A 20,427-nucleotide genomic window follows, 5' to 3' on the forward strand; every position below is an offset into this window, starting at 1 on the left:
CCGATTCGACGGGCAACCGGCTGTAACCCGCGGTTACTTCTTGCCCTTGCCCGACCCCGCGCTGTCATCGCTGGAGAGCACGGCGATGAAGGCCTCCTGCGGAACCTCCACGGAACCCACCATCTTCATCCGCTTCTTGCCTTCCTTCTGCTTCTCAAGGAGCTTCCGCTTACGGGAGATGTCACCGCCGTAGCACTTGGCGAGGACGTCCTTGCGGATGGCGCGGATGGTCTCGCGGGCGATGACCCGGGAGCCGATGGCGGCCTGGATGGGCACCTCGAAGGCCTGCCGCGGGATGAGCTCGCGCAGCTTGGCGACGAGCCGCACACCGTAGGCGTAGGCCGCGTCCTTGTGCGTGATCGCCGAGAACGCGTCCACCTTGTCGCCGTGCAGCAGGATGTCGACCTTGACCAGGCTGGAGGCCAGCTCGCCGGTGGGCTCGTAGTCCAGCGACGCGTAACCGCGCGTCTTCGACTTCAGCTGGTCGAAGAAGTCGAAGACGATCTCCGCGAGCGGAAGCGTGTAGCGGATCTCGACCCGGTCCTCGGACAGGTAGTCCATGCCGAGCAGGGTGCCGCGCCGGGTCTGGCACAGCTCCATGATCGAGCCGATGAACTCGGACGGGGCAAGGATCGTGGCGCGTACGACGGGCTCGTACACCTCACTGATCTTCCCCTCCGGGAACTCGCTCGGGTTGGTGACGGTGTGCTCGGTGCCGTCCTCCATGAGGACGCGGTAGACCACGTTCGGGGCCGTGGCGATCAGGTCGAGGCCGAACTCGCGCTCCAGCCGCTCCCGGATCACGTCGAGGTGCAGCAGGCCGAGGAAGCCGACGCGGAAGCCGAAGCCGAGGGCGGCGGAGGTCTCCGGCTCGTAGACGAGGGCGGCGTCGTTGAGCTGGAGCTTGTCGAGGGCGTCGCGCAGCTCGGGGTAGTCGGAGCCGTCCAGCGGATACAGGCCCGAGAAGACCATCGGCTTGGGGTCCTTGTAACCGCCGAGCGCCTCGGTCGCCCCCTTGTTCAGGGTGGTGATCGTGTCACCGACCTTGGACTGGCGGACGTCCTTCACGCCGGTGATGATGTAGCCCACCTCGCCGACGCCGAGACCGTCGGCGGAGAGCATCTCCGGCGAGTTGGTCCCGATCTCCAGCAGTTCGTGCGTGGCGTTCGTGGACATCATCCGGATGCGCTCGCGCTTGTTGAGCTGTCCGTCGATGACTCGTACGTACGTCACCACGCCCCGGTAGGAGTCGTAGACGGAGTCGAAGATCATCGCGCGGGCCGGAGCGTCCTGGACGCCGATCGGGGCGGGAACCTCCGCCACCACCTTGTCGAGCAGCGCCTCGACGCCGAGCCCGGTCTTGGCGGAGACCTTGAGCACGTCCTCGGGGTCGCAGCCGATGAGGTTGGCGAGTTCCTCGGAGAACTTCTCCGGCTGGGCGGCCGGCAGGTCGATCTTGTTCAGTACGGGGATGATCTTGAGGTCGTTCTCCATCGCCAGGTAGAGGTTGGCGAGGGTCTGGGCCTCGATGCCCTGGGCGGCGTCGACGAGGAGGACGGTGCCCTCACAGGCGGCGAGCGACCGCGAGACCTCGTAGGTGAAGTCGACGTGCCCCGGGGTGTCGATCATGTTGAGGATGTGCGTGTTGGTCTTGTCGTGGGTCGGGGCCCACGGCAGACGCACCGCCTGTGACTTGATCGTGATTCCGCGCTCACGCTCGATGTCCATGCGGTCGAGGTACTGAGCACGCATCTGGCGCTGCTCGACCACGCCGGTCAGCTGGAGCATCCGGTCGGCGAGCGTGGACTTGCCGTGGTCGATGTGCGCGATGATGCAGAAGTTGCGGATCAGAGCCGGGTCGGTACGGCTCGGCTCGGGCACGTGGCTGGGGATCGCGGGCACGCAGGGTCCTGATTCTTGAGGCGTCCGCAGTGTCTGCGGTCTCGGGTCGGATCGATACGTAGCCTCCATGGTCCCACGGGCGGGGACCGGCGACCGGTTTGGGCCACTCGCGGAGCCGCTGGTAGTCTGAGTGGCTGTGTCCTCATGCCCTCTCAGCGCGAGGCACAACTCCGAGAAATCACCTGGTACGGGACCCTGGGTCTCCCTTCGTGGGAATCCTCCTGGCCCCGTGCCTGAACCTGTAGAGGCTCATTCGTGGCGAACATCAAGTCCCAGATCAAGCGGATCAAGACCAACGAGAAGGCCCGGCTGCGCAACAAGGCCGTCAAGTCCTCCCTGAAGACCGCGATCCGCAAGGCCCGTGAGGCCGCTGCCGCGGGTGACGCCGAGAAGGCCACCGAGTACCAGCGCGCTGCTGCGCGTGCGCTCGACAAGGCCGTCTCCAAGGGCGTCATCCACAAGAACCAGGCCGCCAACAAGAAGGCGGCGCTTGCTTCGAAGGTCGCCGGCGTCCAGGGCTGACTCTTTCTGATCTGACCGGTCCCGTTTCTACGGGACCGAACCGCCGGAAGGACCCAGAGCGGGCCCTCTCTCATCCGCTCCCGACCGGCCCCCAGGAGCCACGCGCGGCCTGCGTTCGCCACGCGGGCGTGACTCCGACAGCTTGAACCGAAGGCCCCGGTGCCGCGCCCTTCCCCAGGGCAGGGTGACCGGGGCCTTCGTCATGACGTGCGTGGATGCCTCTCTGCCGGGTGACTCAGTCCGCCCAGAACTCATTGTTCTTGTCGATGTCCTCGACGCACTCGTCGAGATCGGTGACCTTGTCCCCGACGATCCGGAAGACGATGCACCCGGTGTCGTCCAGACGCCGGCCCTTCCGCTCGGCCGTGAACCGGCACATCCCGACGGCGTGACCACGCCCGTCCACGGCGATCCCGAGCATCTCCAGACGCATCGACCCGCCGGTCTCCTGCCCGAGCCTCTGATACATGTCGATGATCGCGTCCTGCCCCTTGAAGTCCCCCGAGAGCGGGTGACTGCCGGGCACGTGATGCGTGGCGTCCTTCGCGATCAACTCCCGCAGGGTGTCCAGATCCCCCCGCATGAACGCCTCGAACCCCTTGCGAACGAGCACTGCGTGCGGATGCTCAGCCATGACGACCGCCACCTCTCCGTTGTCCGGCGATGTTCGGCTGACATGACGATTCTCCTCCCGAGCGCTGGGGGGAGCCACAGCAGGAGGGGGTGGTACCAGGTTGGTGGGGCATGGCGTGAGAGGTCACGCGACGGGGCGCGGGGAACTGCGCGGCCGACCACAGCGCATGCCACAGACGCACTACGGCAATGCGGGGGACCCCCGATGGCGCGACGGCTCCCGCGCCGAAGCGCACCCCACCCGGGTCCTGCTACTGAGGTTTTCGGGTTGGTGTCGGGGGTGACGGCGGGTGATCCCTGCGCTACGCCGGTTGTATGCGATACGCGCAGGGAGGGGGCCTGACTGCTGAGCGGCGGGCCTTTCGTGAGGGTGTCCGGCGGGAGGCCGGCGAGCGGTTCGTGCGGGGTGAGAAGACCTCGGTGATCGCGAAGGATTTGCGGGTGAGCGAGCGGTCGGTGGAGCGGTGGCGTCGTGCCTGGCGCGAGGGTGGAGCGACGGCGCTGGCGTCCTCAGGCCCGGCGAAATCACCCAAAATATCCGAGGCGCAGTTCGCCGTGCTGGAGGAGGAACTCGGCAGGGGGTCGGCCGCGCACGGCTGGGAAGACCAGCGGTGGACGCTGGAACGCGTCAAGACGGCGATCGCCCGCAAGTTCCATGTCACCTGCTCGATCTCGGGGGTGTGGCGGCTGCTGCACCGGCACGGCTGGTCCTGGCAGAGCCCGGCCCTCCGGGCGCTCGAGCGCGACGAACTCGCCGTGGGGTTGTGGAAGAAAGACGTGTGGCCGCAGGTGGAAGCACCGCGGCGGCGCTCGGGGCCTACATCGTCTTCGAGGACGAGGCCGGGTTCGCGATGACGCCGCCGCATGCCCGAACCTGGAGCCGGCGCGGACGCACTCCCGTGGTGCGGGTCCGTGGCCGGTCCCGGCGTCGGATCTCGATCGCCGCGCTGGCCTGCTACAAGCCCGGCGAGAGGTCCCGGCTTATCTACCGTCCGCGCTTCCACCTGCCCTGGAAGGGCGCCCGCAAGAGCTTCGCCTGGACCGACTACCGCGACCTCGCCGTCCGCGCTCACCTGCAGCTCGGCGCCCCCATCGTTCTGGTCTGGGACAATCTGAACACTCACCGGGCAGTTGGGATGCGCCAATACGCCGCCGACCACGACTGGCTCACCATCTGCCAGCTCCCCAGTTACGCACCCGATCTCAACCCGGTGGAAGGGATCTGGTCGTTACTTCGGCGCGGAGCCCTGGCCAACGTCGCCTTCACCGACCCCGACCACCTCACCCGCACCCTGCGCCGGGCACTGAGCCAGATCCAGCACCGCCCCGACCTCATCGACGGCTGCCTGACAGAGACCGGACTGACCATCACCCCAAATCTGACGCTAATACGAAAAGCTTCAGTACCCGTGAACCGGCCGCCCGTGAGGGCATGACGGCCGCATACAAGACACAGGGGCCGGCCGGCTCAGGGAGCGACTCCCGTCGGCCGGCCCTCACCCATGTCGCGGGCGCGCCCAGGCCAGGCCCTGTCAGGCCATCGCATGCGGGACGACCCGAAGGGCGCACTTCCCGCGGGCTGCCGACTCCGAGCGCTCCACCGTTCGGGTGACGTGACGTCAACATGCTTGTCAACGACGTGGTGCAAATGGGTTACTTTACGTATCCGAACAGGTGGGCCGCCCGTCCCTCCACGGGAGAGTGGCAGCTGGCCCACCGTCGGCCCCAGGGACGGCGTTCCAGGCCGGGGTTCGGCTGCCGTCCTGACCGTTTTCCTGAGTGCCCGCAGAGGCAGCGGTTTCCGGCCGACGTGTTCTTCCCTCACCACTGTTTTGATCGGCCTGAGCGGGAGGGCCGTACGCGTTCTCGGCGACAGAGCGCTGGCCCCTTCCCAGGCCTATAGGCCGATGTGGCCACATCGGCTGATCGGGCTCCCGGGCGGCTGTGAGCCGCCGACTCCAGGTCCCGGCAAGAAAATCCACGGCAGCGCCCACTGATCGCTGAGGAGCGTCGGTGAAGCACGGGCCGCCGAGGACAGACCGTTCCTACGCACATCCAGTCCGTCTGAGCAGGAGGCACATCATGCCTTTCATCCAGCAGAGCACATCGGGCCCAGTGGCAGGCTCCGCCGAGTACTTCGTCCCCATCACGGTCACCGGCGAGCAAACCGCCACACTGCTGCCCGGTGAAACCGCAGACGTCACCCTCACCTTCACCAACCCAAACAGCAATGTAAGGGCCCAACTGACCTCCATTGCCGTCGGCGAAGTCGTTGTCGACACCGTGGCGAACGCCGACGACATGACGTACTGCCACGATCAGATCGAACTGTCCACAGCCGGCGTGGGCCCCCTGCCCACGCTTGACCTCAGCCAGGCCAACCTGCCATTCGTCCTGGCTGCCGCTGTGAAGTTGAAGGAAGACTCCGACATCCGCTGTCAAGGGATGACGTTTCACACCACGTGGACGGTCCAGGCCCAGGCCATCCGCTGAGCGCGGTCCTCATCACCTACGCCATCGAATGAGCCGGGCGATGGACTGCATCCCGGCGTAAACCGAAGGTCTGGCGCGCGGCGTCACTCCCAGTATCCAGCGACAGGTCTGTTGATCGTCCTCAGGAGATACGTGCCTGAGCCCGGTTCAACCGCCGCCGAAAGGGGTGCGGGAGGCCCCCACAGACGCCACTGCCAAGGACCAGCCGTGGTCGGCAGCGCGCTGCTGGAGACCGCCGTCACGCTGCGCGGGCGGCTGCGTTCACAGCACCAGATCGCCGACGCGCTCATGTCGGAAGTCGCTTTCGCCGACGGTTCCACCGACCGCTCGCTCACCCGCAAATCCTTCGCGATCACCGAGGTCTTCTCGCGTATCGCATACAACCGGCGTAGCGCAGGGATCACCCCCCGACACCAACCCGAAAACCTCAGTAACCGCGCCCCCTGGACCGCGCCGCCCGAGCAATCGCCACAACCGCCTTCTCCAGGGCGTACCCGGGATCGTCCCCCCCGCCCTTCACCCCCGCGTCCGCCTCAGCGACGGCCCGCAGCGCGACGGCGACCCCGTCCGGCGTCCACCCCCGCATCTGCTGCCGCACCCGATCGATCTTCCAGGGCGGCATCCCCAGCTCACGCGCGAGATCAGCGGGCCGCCCGCCCCTTGCGGACGACAGCTTCCCGATCGCCCGTACGCCCTGGGCCAGCGCACTGGTGATCATGACCGGCGCGACCCCGGTCGACAACGACCACCGCAACGCCTCCAATGCCTCCGCGGCCCGCCCCTCCACGGCCCGGTCGGCAACGGTGAAACTGGAAGCCTCGGCCCGCCCCGTGTAGTACCGCCCCACGACGGCCTCGTCGATCGTCCCCTCGACATCCGCGACCAGCTGAGACACGGCGGACGCCAGCTCCCGCAGATCACTCCCGATCGCATCGACCAGAGCCTGGCACGCCTCGGGTGTGGCGGACCGCCCCGTCCCCCGGAACTCCTGCCGCACGAAGGCCAGCCGGTCCGCCGGCTTGGTCATCTTCGGACAGAGGACCTCTCGCGCCCCCGCCTTCCGCGCGGCGTCGAGCAGTGTCTTGCCCTTGGCTCCCCCCGCGTGCAGCAGCACGAGGGTGATCTCCTCGGCGGGCGCCCCGAGATACGCCTTCACATCCTTGACGGTGTCGGCGGAGAGATCCTGCGCATTGCGCACGACCACGACCTTGCGCTCGGCGAACAACGACGGACTGGTCAACTCGGCAAGCGTCCCCGGCTGCACCTGCTCCGGACTCAGATCCCGCACATCCGTATCCGCGTCGGAGGCCCGAGCAGCAGCGACCACCTCCCGCACAGCCCGGTCAAGCAGGAGCTCCTCCTGCCCCACAGCAAGGGTCACCGGAGCGAGAGGGTCGTCATGAGCAGTCTTCTTGGCCATCGCGTACAGCATGGCACGCGGCACTGACAGCGCCGTAGCTGCGGGCCGGTGGGGGCCGGCCGCGCAGTCCCCCACCGGTGCCGGACGGACGCGGTCATTCCGACCGAAGAAACGGCACCTCGCAAGCCGGCGGGCGAAACCCGCCTCAAGCACCCCCGAGCCGCTGCATCACGGCTCTTCCCGCCACCCGTCCCACGCCCCCACGAACTCGTTCAGCTCCCCGGCATCCAACCGCCCCGCCGCATCCCGCAGCACCACAAGCCACTGCGCGTCCTCCGCATCGTCCTCCCCCGCCAGCGCGTCCCGAACGACCTGCGGCTCCTCATCCACGCCGAACCGCTCCGAGAGCGCCTCGACGACCTCCTCCGCGGCATCCCGATCGGGCAGTACCAGCACATGTCTCACATCGCTCACGGCACCATTTTCCAGCTCGGCCCCAGTGCCCCGGCCACTCACCCCTTCGGCGCGACCTGCACCCAGCCGTTCCCGTCGGGGTGACGCACAGTCGGCACCCGGTCGAGCTCGATACCGAACTTCTCCCGGTACGCCCCCAGCACCTCCTCGTCCGTCTGCAACTCCCGTTCCTCCCGCGCCCCGTGGGCCGCCGTCACCTTGAAGGTACGGCCGCTGAGAGTGATCCGCCCGCCGTCCTCCGTCACCCTTGAACACACCAGTGACCGGGTGAAGTGCGAGGCCGACGAGGTGCTGTGCCACCAGGCCCCGGCCACGAAATCACCGAGCGCCCGGGGCCGCACCTCCAGCCGGTACTGGCTCCTGCCGCCCATGAGGACATCCAGATCCGCGGCATCACCCCCTCCCTTCTTCGCCGTCCCGTCCCCGCTCCGAACCCCGGCGGCATCGGGCCCCGCCTCGACGATCCGGAAGGTGCCGCCGGGATCCTCCTGCTCACCCCGCTCCCCGAACGCCAGCGGGTAGTGGCTGTGCGCCCCGAACCCGACATCGGCCAGCCACTCGCCCCCGTCCACCGTCCGCACCCGCAGCGCGAGATGGTCGTACGGGATCCCGAGCCGCCCCTCGTCCCCGTACACCCGGCCGGCGAGCAGCGTGACGTCGAAGCCGAGCGCGGCCAGCAACGCCCCGAACGCCCCGTTCAGTTCGTAGCAGAACCCTCCCCTCCGGGCGCCCACCACCTTCCCCACCAGCCGCTCCTCCTCCAGCACGATCTCCTCGCCGAGGTGGACCGACAGGTTCTCGAAGGGCACGGTCTGCAGATGGCGCAGATGCAGCTCGCGCAGGACCTCCACGGTGGGCCACGCCGGGTGCTGGACTCCCAGTCGGCGGAGATATGCGTCAACCTGTGTGGGATTCATGCCTCCAGTCTCGCGCCACCCACAGCTCCCCACCGCCTTCACCGCCACCGGCGCCGCGACCCGCTCCTCCTCCGTCCTCGTCTCCGGCTCTGTTTCCGCCGCCCGCCCCGGCGACCGCCAGCGCCCCGTCCCGGTCCGTCCGCAGCACCGCCGCACCCCCGGCCCGCAGCGCGGCGACCGTGCTGGGAGCCGGATGGCCGTACGAGTTGTCGGCGCCGACGGAGATGAGCGCGAGCCGCGGGGCGGCCCGGCGTATCAGCTCCGGGTCCTGGTAGGCCGAACCGTGGTGAGCGACCTTGAGGACATCCACCCCGGCCAGCAGCGCACCCGCCGGTGACCTCAACAGCTCCTGCTGGGCCGGGGGTTCGAGGTCCCCGAGGAGGAGGAAGCGCAGCCCGGCCGACCGTACGAGCAGCGTGACACTGGCGTCGTTCGGCCCGTCCGTCGCCGCCACCGTCGCCGGGCCCGCCGGCGGCCACAGCACCTCCCAGGTCAGCGCTCCCGCACGCCGCTCCTCCCCGGCCACGGCACGCGTCACCGGAATCCGCCGAGCGGCCGCCTCCCGCCGTACGGCCTCGGCCTGGTCCAGCGGCTCTTCGAACCCCGTCGTCTCGATCGCCCCCACCGACCGCCCCCGCAGCACCCCGGCCAGCCCCGCCACATGGTCGGCGTGGAAGTGGGTCAGCACCACGAGCGGCACCTTGGTGATGCCGAGCGTGCGCAGACAGGCGTCGACGAGCCCCGGATCGGGTCCGGCGTCCACGACCACTCCCGTGTCCTCGCCCGCCGCCAGCACCATCGCGTCGCCCTGGCCCACGTCGCACATCGCCAGCCGCCAGTCCGGCGGTGGCCAGCCCGTGATCACCCGGGTCAGTGGTGGCGGCTGCACGACCGCCAGCACGAACGCCATGGCACAGACGGCACACCACCAGGGATGGCGCAACAGCCGTCGACCGACGAGCAGCAGGAGCCCGGTGACGAGAGCCAGCAGCCCCGCCCCTGTCCAGCTGCCCGGCCAGTCCACTCCCCCGCCGGGCAGGGACGCCCCGGCCCGGGCGACGTCCGCGATCCACCCGGCGGGCCAACTCGCGCACCAGCCCAGCGCCTTGGCCACCGGCATCGCCACGGGTGCCGTCGCCAGCGCCGCGAAGCCGAGCACCGTGGCCGGGGCGACCGCGAACTCCACGAGCAGATTGCACGGCACCGCCACCAGGCTCACCCGCGCCGACAGCACGGCGACCACCGGCGCGCACAGGGCCTGCGCGGCGGCCGCGGCGGCCAACGCCTCCGCGGGCCGTGGCGGCACCCGGCGCCGGCGCAACGCCAGGCTCCAGCGCGGCGCGAGCGTGAGCAGGGCGCCGGTGGCCAGCACGGAGAGCAGAAAGCCGTAACTGCGGGCCAGCCACGGGTCGTACAGCACCAGCAGCAGTACGGCGGTCGCCAGCGCCGGGATCAGTGATCTGCGGCGTCCGGTCGCGAGAGCGAGCAACGCGACGGCCCCGCAGGCCGCGGCCCGCAGCACGCTCGGGTCCGGCCGGCACACGACGACGAACCCCAGCGTGAGCCCGCCGCCGAGCAACGCGGTCGTCCGCAGCGACACCCCGAGGCGGGGCGCCAGCCCCCGTCGCTCGACGAGTTGGGCGAGTCCGGGCGGCCCGATGAGCAGGGCGAGCAGAATCGTGAGGTTGCTGCCGGAGACGGCGAGCGTGTGCGCGAGGTCGGTCTCCTTGAACGCCTCGTCCAACTCGGGCGTAATCCGCGAGGTGTCCCCGACGACCAGCCCCGGCAACAGTGCCCGGGCATCCGCAGGCAACCCGTCGGTGGCTTCCCGCAGCCCTGCCCGCAACCGTCCCGCGAACCGCTGCGTCCCCGACGCCTCCCCCACGACCTCGGGCCCTCCCCGGTCCCGCACCCGCAGTACGGCCGCGACCCGGTCACCCCCGGCCAACGTCGGCGCGGCACGCGCGGTGACCCGCACCCGCGTGGACGGCAACAACCCGAGCCAGGGCGACCGAGCCGGACCTTCCATCGCGGACGGCGCACTACGGGCCCCCTGTGCACCCGAGCCGGCCCCCGCACGCGCGTCGACGATCAACAGCACCGGCGCCCGCGTCCCCACCGCCCGCCCGTCCGCCGTCTCCACCCGCCGGACGTCGGCGCCGATGACGACTGCGGTCGGGGCCGCGTGGTCCCCCATGATCCGGGGCCGGGTCAGCCGGGGGTCGGAGGTCACCTCGACCTCGGCGGTCACGGTGGCGTACTGCCGGGCCAGCGCGGGCACCGGTCCCCGTCGCAGATCGGCCCCGTGCAGCCCGGCGGACACGGCGGCCGCCGCGACACAGAGCAGCACAGCGGCGACCGGCACCCGGCCGCCCCTTCCCGGGCCCCGCACCCCGCGCCACCGTCCCGACAACAACACGCAGGCGAGCACCAGGCATCCGGTCACCACCCCCGTGACCCACCCCGACGAGGCATCCAGGGTCACAGTGGCCGTGCCCCAGGCCGCCAGCGCCGCCGGTACCAGCCGCAGATCCGTAGGCCCTTCCTGCCGGGGGTGGGCGTCCCCGAGCCGCTTCCCCGAGGCGGCGTGCACAGCGGTCCGCACCGGCACCTCGCTCTCATGCCCTCGCCGCATCCTGGAGCCGTGCCTCATGGCCGTACGAGATTCCGCAGATCGGCGAAGCGGCGGTCGCCGATGCCGTTGACCTCGCGCAGTTCGTCCACCGAGCGGAAGCCGCCGTGCTGGGTGCGGTAGTCGACAATGTGCTGGGCCAGTACGGGGCCGACGCCGGGCAGGGTGTCGAGCTGGTCCACGGTGGCCGTGTTCAAGGAGACGGGAGCCGCCGCCGGGCCGCCGGGGGCGGAACCTCCCGTGCCGGGCGCGGGCGCAGGTGCGGCCGGGCCGCCGACGATCACCTGCTCGCCGTCCACGAGGAACCGCGCTCGGTTGAGTGTGTCGGTGTTCGTGCCCGGCCGCACTCCACCGGCCGCCTTCAACGCGTCGGCGACCCTCGAGCCGGCCGGCAGCCGCTGGATGCCGGGCTCACGGACCTTGCCACCGACATCCACGACGATCTCGGCCCCGGCGGCGGGTCCGGCCGTGTTCGGGGCCCCGCCGGAGACGGCCGGACCGGCTGCCCGCCTTGCACCTGCGCTGCTCGCCCCGTTCTCCTCGAACGGGGCGGCCGCGCGCACCACTTCGGGTGCCTGGACGGTCTGCGTCCGGCCCGTCCAGAAGTGCTGCACGGCGAACACCGCGGCCACGACGAGCAGCACCGAGAGCGCGACCACGTTCCGCCGCTCCAGGCCGCACCGCGCCTGCAGCCACACCGGCATCCGCTCTCGTAGAGCCGACCCGGCCCGCTCCCGCCAGTCCCTGTCCCCGTACCTGTTCCCGTTCTCGGAATCGGTGTCTCGCCAGGCCCCACCCCTGGTATCGGCGTCCCTCCAAACCCCTTCACGAGAACCAGCGTCGCGCCCCTCCTCGGCGCCACCGTCCCGCCGGCTCTCGTCGGCAGCACCCGTCTCCCACCGAGCCCTCTCCACGAACCCGACCGCATCGGCGGCCGAACCGGCCTCGGCGACATCGACGGCACCGGCAGCCTCCAGGCGCTCCGGGTCGCCCACCGCCACCTCGTCGGCCACGTCCGGCCCACCCGGCGGCGGCCCCTTCCCCGAGTCCCTCCGCTCCCCCGTCCGTTCGGCGAAGAGCACCTCCGCCCGCCGCTGGAGTTCGTCCGCCGAGGCGGCATGCCGATGCCGGACCCGGCCTTGGGTACCAGGCGGTCGGCGATGCCGTGAGCGCCCGTCGGAATGGGGGCCGCGGCCCGGCCCGCTGGTCGCCGTCGCTGTACGTGAGCGTGATCGAAGTGCCATGCGCCGAGGATCGGCCACATCCGCACTCTCGCGATGATCTTGGTCAATTCCCGGGGATTACCCACTGGTTGTGGAAAACTCCGCCACTCGGACGAGTGACTCAGGCACCCCGCGCGGATCCGTCACCGGGGCGAGACCACGACCCCCAGCAACCCGGGTCCCGTGTGCGCCCCGATCACCGCCCCGACCTCGCTCACATGCAGGTCGACAAGTCCCGTCACCCGCGCCCGCAGACGGTCCGCGAGAGCCGACGCCCGGTCGGGGGCGGACAGGTGATGGACCGCGATGTCGACCGGCGCGCTGCCGGCCCGGTCGGCCGCGATCTCCTCCAGGCGGGCGATGGCCTTCGACGCCGTCCGCACCTTCTCCAGGGGCTCGATCCGCCCGCCGACCAGCATCAGCAGCGGCTTGACGGCGAGCGCGGATCCGAGGAGCGCCTGCGCGGCCCCGATCCGGCCGCCACGGCGCAGATAGTCGAGGGTGTCGACGTAGAAGTAGGCGGACGTGCCCGCTGCCCGCTTCTCCGCCGCCATGACCGCTTCGTCGACCGTGCCGCCCGTCTCCGCGGCCTCGGCGGCGGCAAGCGCGCAGAACCCGAGAGCCATGGCGATCATGCCGGTGTCGACCACGCGCACCGGCACCGGCGCCTCGCGCGCCGCCATGACCGCCGCGTCGTAGGTGCCGGAGAGCTCGGCGGACAGATGCAGCGACACGATGCCGGTGGCGCCGGACTCGGCGACCTTGCGGTAGTGCTCCGCGAACACCTGGGGGCTGGGCCGCGAGGTGGTGACGGAGCGTCGCTTCTGGAGTGCCTGGGCCAGTGACCGGGTGGAGATCTCGGTGCCCTCTTCCAGCGCGCGGTCGCCGAGGACCACGGTCAGGGGTACCGCTGTGATGCCGTGCCGCTCCATCGTCCCCTGCGGCAGGTAGGCCGTTGAATCCGTGACGATCGCGACATGGCGGGACATGAGCTGGAGGTTACCTGCCGTAGCGTCCGGGTGGCAGCCCGGCCCCTGTCACCCGGGGCTGCCGTGTCTGGATCAAGTCGTGCTCTCAGGACGGGGTTTCTTCTGCCAGGGATAGGTGGGACGAGGGCCCGACGGGGTGATCGCGGGCCGCGTCGGCTCCTCTGCGGTGCGGGAGCGAGGCGTCTCGGGCCAGGTCTGCTGCTCGGTACTGCCGCCGGCCGTGGGAGTCTCGGGCCATGGGGGCGGTGTGGCGGTGGGCTCGGCCTTCGTCCAGTGCCGCAGGGCGCCGGACTCGACGTCGATCTGCGCGCTCAGCGTGTCCAGGTCGTCGTCGGCGAAGCGTCGCGCGCGGTCACGTGCCGCCCAGCGCAGGGAGTCCGCCGACTGTGTGATGCGCTCGGTGCGCTCCCGCAGGCCGGGCAGGCGCTCCGCGAGCGTCGTACGGTCGGGCTCGGACTCCAGGCGCTTGAGTTCGCCGTCCAGTTCGTGGCCGTGGGCGCTGAGCCGCTGGAAGAGGCCGAGGGACTCCTTGAGGGATTCGTCCTCGGCCACGCCCGCGTGCAGCGCGTCCTGGGTGGCCCGCATCGAGGTGCGCAGCTTCAGCCGCAGCTGGGCCAGTTCGCCCGCCGGGCCGAGCTGGGCGAAGGACTTGGCGCGCAGGGTGTGGTCCTCGACCGTGCGCCGGGCCTGGGTGATGGTGCGGTCCACACCGCGCTTGGCGGCGCCGACCACCTTCACCGTCGCGTATGCGCCGAGGGCCACGAAGAGCACGAAAAGCAGGGCCACGATCGCGATCACTGCTTCCACGAAACTCCTCCTCCGCCCCGACACGGCACTCGCCGCTCTTCAAAGGTAAACGCGGCGGGCAGGTTCGGAGTTCCGGAAGAACCCCGAACCTGCCCGCACGCAACCCCTAGGGGGCTTTACGCCGGAACGATGTTCACCAGCTTCGGCGCCCGCACGATCACCTTGCGGATGCCCGCGCCGTCCAGCGCCGCCACGACCTTCTCGTCGGCCAGCGCGACCTTCTCCAGCTCGTCGTCGGAGATGGCGGGCGAGACCTCCAGTCGGGCCTTGACCTTGCCCTTGACCTGGACGACGCAGGTCACGGTCTCGTCCACGACGTACCGCGGGTCGGCGACCGGGAAGTCCTGGTGGACGACCGAGTCGGTGTGGCCCAGCTTGCGCCACAGCTCCTCGGCGATGTGCGGGGCCAGCGGCGCGATCAGCAGCACCAGCGACTCGGCGACCGGACGAGGAACCGCGGCGCCCGCCTTGGTCAGGTGGTTGTTCAGCTCGGTGACCTTGGCGATGGCGGTGTTGAAGCGCAGGCCCTCCAGGTCCTGGCGCACCCCGTCGATCGCCTTGTGCAGGGCACGCAGCGTCGTCTCGTCGGGCTCGGTGTCGACGACGGTCACCTCGCCGGTGGCCTCGTCGACGACGTTGCGCCACAGCCGCTGCAGCAGGCGGTACTGGCCGACCACCGCGCGCGTGTCCCACGGACGCGAGACGTCCAGCGGGCCCATCGCCATCTCGTACAGGCGCAGGGTGTCGGCGCCGTACTCCTCGCAGATCGCCTCGGGGGTGACGGCGTTCTTCAGGGACTTGCCCATCTTGCCCAGCTCGCGCTTGACCTGCTCGCCGTTGTGGAAGAAGGCGCCGTCGCGCTCCTCGATCTCGGCGGCCGGCACCGGGAAGCCCCGGCTGTCGCGGTAGACGAAGGCCTGGATCATGCCCTGGTTGTACAGCTTGTGGAACGGCTCGGGCGACGAGATGTGCCCCAGGTCGTACAGGACCTTGGACCAGAAGCGCGCGTACAGCAGGTGCAGCACTGCGTGCTCGGCGCCGCCGACGTACAGGTCGACACCGCCGTGCGGCTGACCCGCGCGCGGGCCCATCCAGTACTGCTCGATCTCCGGGTCGACCAGCTTCTCGCTGTTGTGCGGGTCCAGGTAGCGCAGCTCGTACCAGCAGGAGCCGGCCCAGTTGGGCATGGTGTTGGTCTCGCGGCGGTACGGGCGGGGACCGCGCCCGTCGCCCAGGTCCAGGGTGACGTCGACCCAGTCCTGGTTGCGGGACAGCGGGGTCTCCGGAGAGGTGTCCGCGTCGTCCGGGTCGAAGGTGCGGGGCGAGTAGTCCTCGACCTCGGGCAGCTCCAGCGGCAGCATCGACTCGGGCAGGGAGTGGGCGATGCCGTCCTCGTCGTAGACGATCGGGAAGGGCTCGCCCCAGTAGCGCTGGCGGCTGAACAGCCAGTCACGCAGCCGGAAGTTGACGGTTCCCTCGCCGATGCCCTTGCGCTGCAGCCACTCGGTGATGCGCGCCTTGGCGTCGGTCACGCCCAGGCCGTCCAGAGAGACGTCCTCGCCGTGCGAGTTCACGATCTTGGCGTCGTACGAGACGAAGGCGTCGTCCCACGTCGAGGCGTCCGTGCCCCGGTCGTCGCTCGGCTCGACCACACAGCGGATCGGCAGCTCGAAGGCGCGCGCGAAGGCGAAGTCACGCGTGTCGTGCGCCGGTACGGCCATGATCGCGCCGGTGCCGTAGCCCATCAGGACGTAGTCGGCGATGAAGACGGGGATCTGCTCCCCGTTGACCGGGTTGGTGGCGAACGCGCCGGTGAAGACACCCGTCTTGTCCTTGGCCTCGGCCTGGCGCTCGACGTCCGACTTGGAGGCGGCCTGGGCGCGGTAGGCGGCGACGGCCTCGGCCGGAGTGGCGTGACCGCCGGTCCACACGTCGTGCGTGCCCTCGGGCCAGGCGGCCGGGGTGAACTTCTCGACCAGCGGGTGTTCGGGGGCCAGCACCATGTAGGTCGCGCCGAACAGGGTGTCCTGGCGCGTGGTGAAGACCGTGATCGCCTCGCCGTCGACGGGGAAGTCGACGCGGGCGCCCTCGGAGCGGCCGATCCAGTTGCGCTGCTGCAGCTTGATGGCCTCCGGCCAGTCCAGCTCGTTCAGGTCGTCCAGCAGGCGGTCGGCGTACGCGGTGATCCGCATGTTCCACTGGCGCAGCTTGGCCTTGAAGACGGGGAAGTTGCCGCGCTCGCTGCGGCCGTCGGCGGTGACCTCCTCGTTGGCCAGCACGGTGCCCAGACCCGGGCACCAGTTGACCGGGGCGTCGGAGGCGTACGCCAGGCGGTACTCGCCCAGGACGTCGGCACGCTCGGCGGCGGACAGGGCGTCCCAGGAACGGCCACCGGGAACCGCGCGCTCACCGGACTCGAACCGCGCGACCAGCTCGGAGATCGGGCGGGCCTTCTTCGCCTCGTCGTCGTACCAGGAGTTGAAGATCTGGACGAAGATCCACTGGGTCCACTTGTAGTACTCCGGGTCGATCGTGGCGAACGACCGGCGCTTGTCGTGGCCCAGGCCCAGCCGGCGCAGCTGGGACTTCATGTTGTTGATGGCGGCCTCGGTGGTGACCCGGGGGTGCTCGCCGGTCTGCACGGCGTGCTGCTCGGCGGGCAGGCCGAAGGCGTCGAAGCCCAAGGTGTGCAGGACGTTGTGGCCGGTCATCCGCTGGAAGCGGGCGAAGACGTCGGTGGCGATGTAGCCCAGCGGGTGGCCGACGTGCAGGCCCGCACCGGAGGGATACGGGAACATGTCCATGATGTACTTCTTGGGCTTGGCGGCCAGCCCGGGATCGCCCGCCAGGTCGCCCTTGGGGTTCGGCGCCGCATAGGTGCCGTCGGCATCCCAGAAGTCCTGCCAGCGTGCCTCGATCTCGGCCGCGACGGCGGCCGTGTAGCGGTGCGGCGCGGCCACCTCGGCGGCAGCGGGGTTCGTCTCGCTCATGGTCCTCAAAGCTCCATCGATCGTCTCTGCCAGCGGCTGTGTCGTCCGGAAACGAAAAATCCCCTCGCACAGGAGGGGACGCCGCGCCGATTCCGACCACGTCTTCACCGGTGGTCGGGACTGATCAGCGCGGCTCGCTAAGCAGAAGGCGTACGGCACGCATGGCGTCAGAGTACCGCAGCCGTTGAGCAAGCCGCGACGAGCTTACGTATGCCTCTTTGGCACCGGGTGCCGCACTCGCCGCCGCAGTCGAGCGCAACCGTCCGATCCGACACAGGAACCGAGCCATGGTCAATGGTTACTTCGCGTAACAGCTACTAAGGGACATCACAACGGCCCCGCAGTCGTTTGATAACAACGCAATAACTCAAATGCCGTACCCATCGGTATGGCGCCACTTAGAGTGCGGCAGCGGGACCGCCTTCCCGAACCGCTCGGAGTTGCCCCCATGAACCCTCGTAGTACTAGCAGCACGCTCCCCAGGACCGGCCGGTCGGCCTACGGGGTGGCGACGGCCGTCTTTCTGCTGGCCATCCCTCTGGTCGTGGTGTACGGAGGTGTCTGGCTCCAGGACTTCCTCAACTTCGGAGCGGGCGTGGTGACGCTTGTCCTCCTCACCTGCTCCGTGATCTGGGGGCTCGTCGCGCAGGACCGGCTGATCCTCAACACCCGGCAGCGGATCGTCGCGCAGGGGATCCACCGGATCACCGCCGTGGGCTCGATCGCGTTCCTTTTGCTGCACATCGGGATCAAACTGACTCTCGACCACACGACCTGGATCGCCGCGTTCATCCCGTTCGGGCTCGGCTTCAGCAGCAGCGGGGGCCTCATAGGTCTCGGCACCCTGGCCGGCCAGCTCATGATCTTCGTCGGCATCACCGGCGCCCTGCGCAACCGGTTCGCCTCCCCGGCCCCGGTCGCGGCACGGTGGCGGGCGATGCACATGCTGGCCTACCCGGCCTGGTGCGCCGGGCTGATCCACGGCCTGTACGCGGGGCGCGCGGTGAAGGCCCCGATCTTCACGTACATGTACGCGCTCTGCGTGCTCGGTGTCATAGCAGCCCTCGCCCTGCGCTCGGCACCTCGCCCCTTCAAGCGCAAGGTCACCGACCGGATCGCCATGCTCCTCGGCACCGAGGAGCGGCCGGGCCGCGAGGAACTGGAAGCCAGCCGCGCCCGGCGGGCCGCGGAAACCGCCGCGCCGGGACGCGAGAGCCGCCGGTCCGCCGAGCCCGCCGGACGGCGTTCGGAGTCCGCCCTGCCCGGCTACGAGGGCCTGACCCAGCAGACCGGCGGCATGCCCCTCTACCAGGCCCCACCGGCCCCGGAGCCCGCGGGCAGCGGATTCGCCGCCGCCTATCGCGCCGTGTCACCGGGCGCACAACAGCCCTTCGACACCGGCCAGACCGCGCGCATGGACATGCCGATGGACATGCAGGCCGCCACGGACCCCATCGCGCGCATGGACAGCGGTGGCAGCACCTCCGGCAGCTGGCCGATCCCGTCCCCGCCGCCGGTCGGCGAAGCACCCCCCTCCGCCTACGACCCGCTCCAGGACACGGGGTACAACATCCCGACGTATGGCGGTAATTCGGGCACGGCCAGCTATCTCTCAGGTGATGTGCGCGACACAGGTGAGACGAACACCCTTTACGGCGCGTACAACCCGAATGACACGTACAACAGCGGTCCCGCCACGGATGCAACGCCCGGTCAGTCGTACGACTTCGACGCACCGGGCTCGGGCGAACCTTGGAACACGCCTTCCGGAGGCTATAGGTGAACGAGGCCCTGCCCGACGTACCAGAAGTCCGCGTGGTCGGCCTTCCTCAGCTCACGTCGGGTTTCGACCTTGTCGAACGACTTGACCTGCCCATGCACCTGAAGGTGCACGGCCCGCTCGAACCCATGGGCGGGGAGCAACTCGCGAAGCTCTCCGAAGCCATCAACCTGAAGGGACGCGGCGGAGCCGGCTTCCCCTTCCACAAGAAGCTGCGCTCGGTCGCCGAGGCAGCGATCAAGCGCGGCGTCCGCCCGGTCGTCGTCGTCAACGGCAGCGAGGACGAACCGGCCTGCCGCAAGGACACGGTGCTCATCAACCGTGCCCCGCACCTCATCCTGGACGGCGCCCTCCTGGCCGCCGAAGCCCTGGGTGCCCGCACGCTCGTGGTGGGGGTCACCCGGGAGTCCACCCAGCGGTCCATGGAGGCCGCCCTCGCCGAACGCGGTCTCAGCAACGGCCGCAGATCGGCTCTACGCGCACGCGTGCAGCGCAATCCCGTCCGTATGGTCACCGGAGCGGCGGCCTCGCTGATCCGTTCCATCGACGGCGGCCCGGCCATCCCGCCCGGCCGCAAGATCAGCGCCTCCCAGAGCGGCGTCGGCGGGGCGCCGACCCTGCTGTCCAACGCCGAGACCTTCGCGCAACTCGCGATCGCCGCCCGCATCGGCCCGGAGCGCTACGGCAACACCGGGCTGTACGACGAGCCGGGCACCGTCATGCTCACGGTCTCCGGCGCCGTCGCGCGCCCGATGGTGATCGAGGTCCCCACGGGCGTACCGCTGCGCTACGTCCTGCAGTTGGCCGGCGCCCCGCCGGTCCCGCAGGGCGTGCTGACCGGCGGCTACCACGGCAAGTGGATCGACGCGGCGACGGTCAACGAGGCGATCGTCTCCCGCAACTCCCTGGACGCCGTGGGCGGCGCGCTCGGCGCCGGCGCGATCCTGCCGATCACTCAGGAGACCTGCCCGCTGGGTGAGTCGCTGCGTGTGGCGCAGTGGCTGGCCGAGGAGAGCGCGGGTCAGTGCGGCCCCTGCTATCTCGGTCTGCCGGCCGCCGCGCGCGGCATGGAGGACATCCTCAACGGCGGCGGCCCTGCCGCCCTGGAGGCCCTCAAGCAGGTCGCCAAGAACGTGAAGCGGCGCGGCGCTTGCTCGCACCCGGACGGCTCCGCGATGTTCCTGGAGTCGACCATCAAGGCGTTCACGGACGACCTGGCCGCCCATGTCCTCGGCAACGGCTGCGGACGGCCCGTGGAGGGCGTTCTGCCGCTCTTCGAGGGCGGCAGGACACCCACCGGCATCCCGGGTGGCGCCGAGGCCGAGGAGAGCGGTCCCAGCCGTCAGAAGATCTACGTCGACTGGACGCTCTGCCGGGGCCACGGTCTGTGCGCCGACATCCTGCCCGAGGTCTTCGAACTCGGCGCCGACGGCTTCCCGACGGTCGCCCAGGCGCAGGTGCCTCGCTACGCAGAGGCGAAGGCGCTACGCGCGGTGCGTCGCTGCCCCGCGCTCGCCCTGCGTCTCGAGGAGGAGACAGCACGCGACAAGGGTCCTTCCCGCAACCTGCCGGTCCTCTCCCAGGGCCGCGGGCGCCGCGCACTGGGCCGCTGAACCGACACCACGAAAGGGCCGCCCTGAAGAGGGCGGCCCTTTCGGCTGTCCGGCCACAACTGCCTCTGAAAACGCCGAGATCCCACCGGATC

The 20,427-nt window shown here is 70.2% G+C and carries 15 protein-coding genes; 5 read left to right on the forward strand and 10 right to left on the reverse strand.

Annotated features, from left to right (window positions below; translation table 11 throughout):
- Positions 1-33: 33 nt before the first annotated feature.
- Positions 34-1,902, reverse strand: coding sequence for a translation elongation factor 4 (gene lepA / locus QF027_RS16905; RefSeq protein ID WP_307075444.1), 1,869 nt, complete (start codon positions 1,900-1,902; stop codon positions 34-36).
- 255 nt (positions 1,903-2,157) lie between these two features.
- Here lepA and rpsT point away from each other — a divergent pair, with 255 nt between their 5' ends.
- On the forward strand, positions 2,158-2,424 hold the full coding sequence (gene rpsT, locus QF027_RS16910; RefSeq protein ID WP_306981366.1) for a 30S ribosomal protein S20: 267 nt from the start codon (positions 2,158-2,160) through the stop codon (positions 2,422-2,424).
- A 235-nt stretch (positions 2,425-2,659) separates the two neighbouring features.
- On the opposite strand, the gene QF027_RS16915 is transcribed toward rpsT, so the two are convergent.
- A complete protein-coding gene (locus QF027_RS16915; protein ID WP_306981364.1) occupies positions 2,660-3,058 on the reverse strand; it encodes a nuclear transport factor 2 family protein in 399 nt (132 codons plus the stop codon).
- A 314-nt stretch (positions 3,059-3,372) separates the two neighbouring features.
- Between QF027_RS16915 and QF027_RS50025 the strand changes: the two genes are divergently transcribed.
- Positions 3,373-4,493 (forward strand): IS630 family transposase gene (locus QF027_RS50025; RefSeq protein ID WP_444876089.1). Its coding sequence is split into 2 segments (ribosomal slippage): positions 3,373-3,834 and positions 3,837-4,493, totalling 1,119 coding nucleotides; the frame shifts between segments, so codons are not numbered across the junction.
- A gap of 646 nt (positions 4,494-5,139) precedes the next feature.
- Positions 5,140-5,550 carry a hypothetical protein gene (locus tag QF027_RS16930; protein ID WP_307075448.1) on the forward strand — a complete coding sequence of 137 codons (411 nt, stop codon included), beginning with the start codon at positions 5,140-5,142 and terminating at the stop codon, positions 5,548-5,550.
- A 427-nt stretch (positions 5,551-5,977) separates the two neighbouring features.
- Here QF027_RS16930 and holA read toward each other — a convergent pair whose 3' ends face one another.
- The 8 genes from holA to leuS all read right to left on the reverse strand — a co-directional run bounded on the left by holA (position 5,978) and on the right by leuS (position 16,942).
- The gene (gene holA / locus QF027_RS16935; protein WP_307075450.1) at positions 5,978-6,970 is read right to left on the reverse strand and encodes a DNA polymerase III subunit delta; all 993 of its coding nucleotides are present in this window, start codon (positions 6,968-6,970) and stop codon (positions 5,978-5,980) included.
- Between the two features lie 168 nt (positions 6,971-7,138).
- The gene (locus QF027_RS16940) at positions 7,139-7,384 is read right to left on the reverse strand and encodes a hypothetical protein (protein WP_306981359.1); all 246 of its coding nucleotides are present in this window, start codon (positions 7,382-7,384) and stop codon (positions 7,139-7,141) included.
- A 38-nt stretch (positions 7,385-7,422) separates the two neighbouring features.
- Positions 7,423-8,301, reverse strand: coding sequence for an arylamine N-acetyltransferase family protein (locus QF027_RS16945; RefSeq protein WP_306981357.1), 879 nt, complete (start codon positions 8,299-8,301; stop codon positions 7,423-7,425).
- The gene (locus QF027_RS16950; protein WP_307075452.1) at positions 8,282-10,936 is read right to left on the reverse strand and encodes a ComEC/Rec2 family competence protein; all 2,655 of its coding nucleotides are present in this window, start codon (positions 10,934-10,936) and stop codon (positions 8,282-8,284) included. Before QF027_RS16950 ends, QF027_RS16945 begins: the two co-directional genes overlap by 20 nt.
- A gap of 14 nt (positions 10,937-10,950) precedes the next feature.
- Complete coding sequence (locus tag QF027_RS16955) at positions 10,951-12,177, reverse strand: helix-hairpin-helix domain-containing protein (RefSeq protein ID WP_373432059.1); 1,227 nt, start codon at positions 12,175-12,177, stop codon at positions 10,951-10,953.
- Positions 12,178-12,299: 122 nt separating this feature from the next.
- A complete protein-coding gene (locus QF027_RS16960; RefSeq protein WP_307075456.1) occupies positions 12,300-13,145 on the reverse strand; it encodes a DegV family protein in 846 nt (281 codons plus the stop codon).
- 72 nt (positions 13,146-13,217) lie between these two features.
- A complete protein-coding gene (locus QF027_RS16965; RefSeq protein ID WP_307075458.1) occupies positions 13,218-13,952 on the reverse strand; it encodes a hypothetical protein in 735 nt (244 codons plus the stop codon).
- A gap of 116 nt (positions 13,953-14,068) precedes the next feature.
- Positions 14,069-16,942, reverse strand: a complete 2,874-nt coding sequence (gene leuS, locus QF027_RS16970; RefSeq protein ID WP_307075460.1) for a leucine--tRNA ligase — start codon at positions 16,940-16,942, stop codon at positions 14,069-14,071.
- Between the two features lie 448 nt (positions 16,943-17,390).
- Here leuS and QF027_RS16975 point away from each other — a divergent pair, with 448 nt between their 5' ends.
- Positions 17,391-18,725, forward strand: a complete 1,335-nt coding sequence (locus QF027_RS16975) for a cytochrome b/b6 domain-containing protein (RefSeq protein ID WP_306981345.1) — start codon at positions 17,391-17,393, stop codon at positions 18,723-18,725.
- The gene (locus QF027_RS16980) at positions 18,722-20,335 is read left to right on the forward strand and encodes an NADH-quinone oxidoreductase subunit NuoF family protein (protein ID WP_266564764.1); all 1,614 of its coding nucleotides are present in this window, start codon (positions 18,722-18,724) and stop codon (positions 20,333-20,335) included. Before QF027_RS16975 ends, QF027_RS16980 begins: the two co-directional genes overlap by 4 nt.
- The last annotated feature ends 92 nt before the right edge of the window (positions 20,336-20,427 follow it).

This window comes from Streptomyces canus (genome assembly GCF_030816965.1).
In the GTDB taxonomy this organism is placed as follows: domain Bacteria; phylum Actinomycetota; class Actinomycetes; order Streptomycetales; family Streptomycetaceae; genus Streptomyces; species Streptomyces canus_E.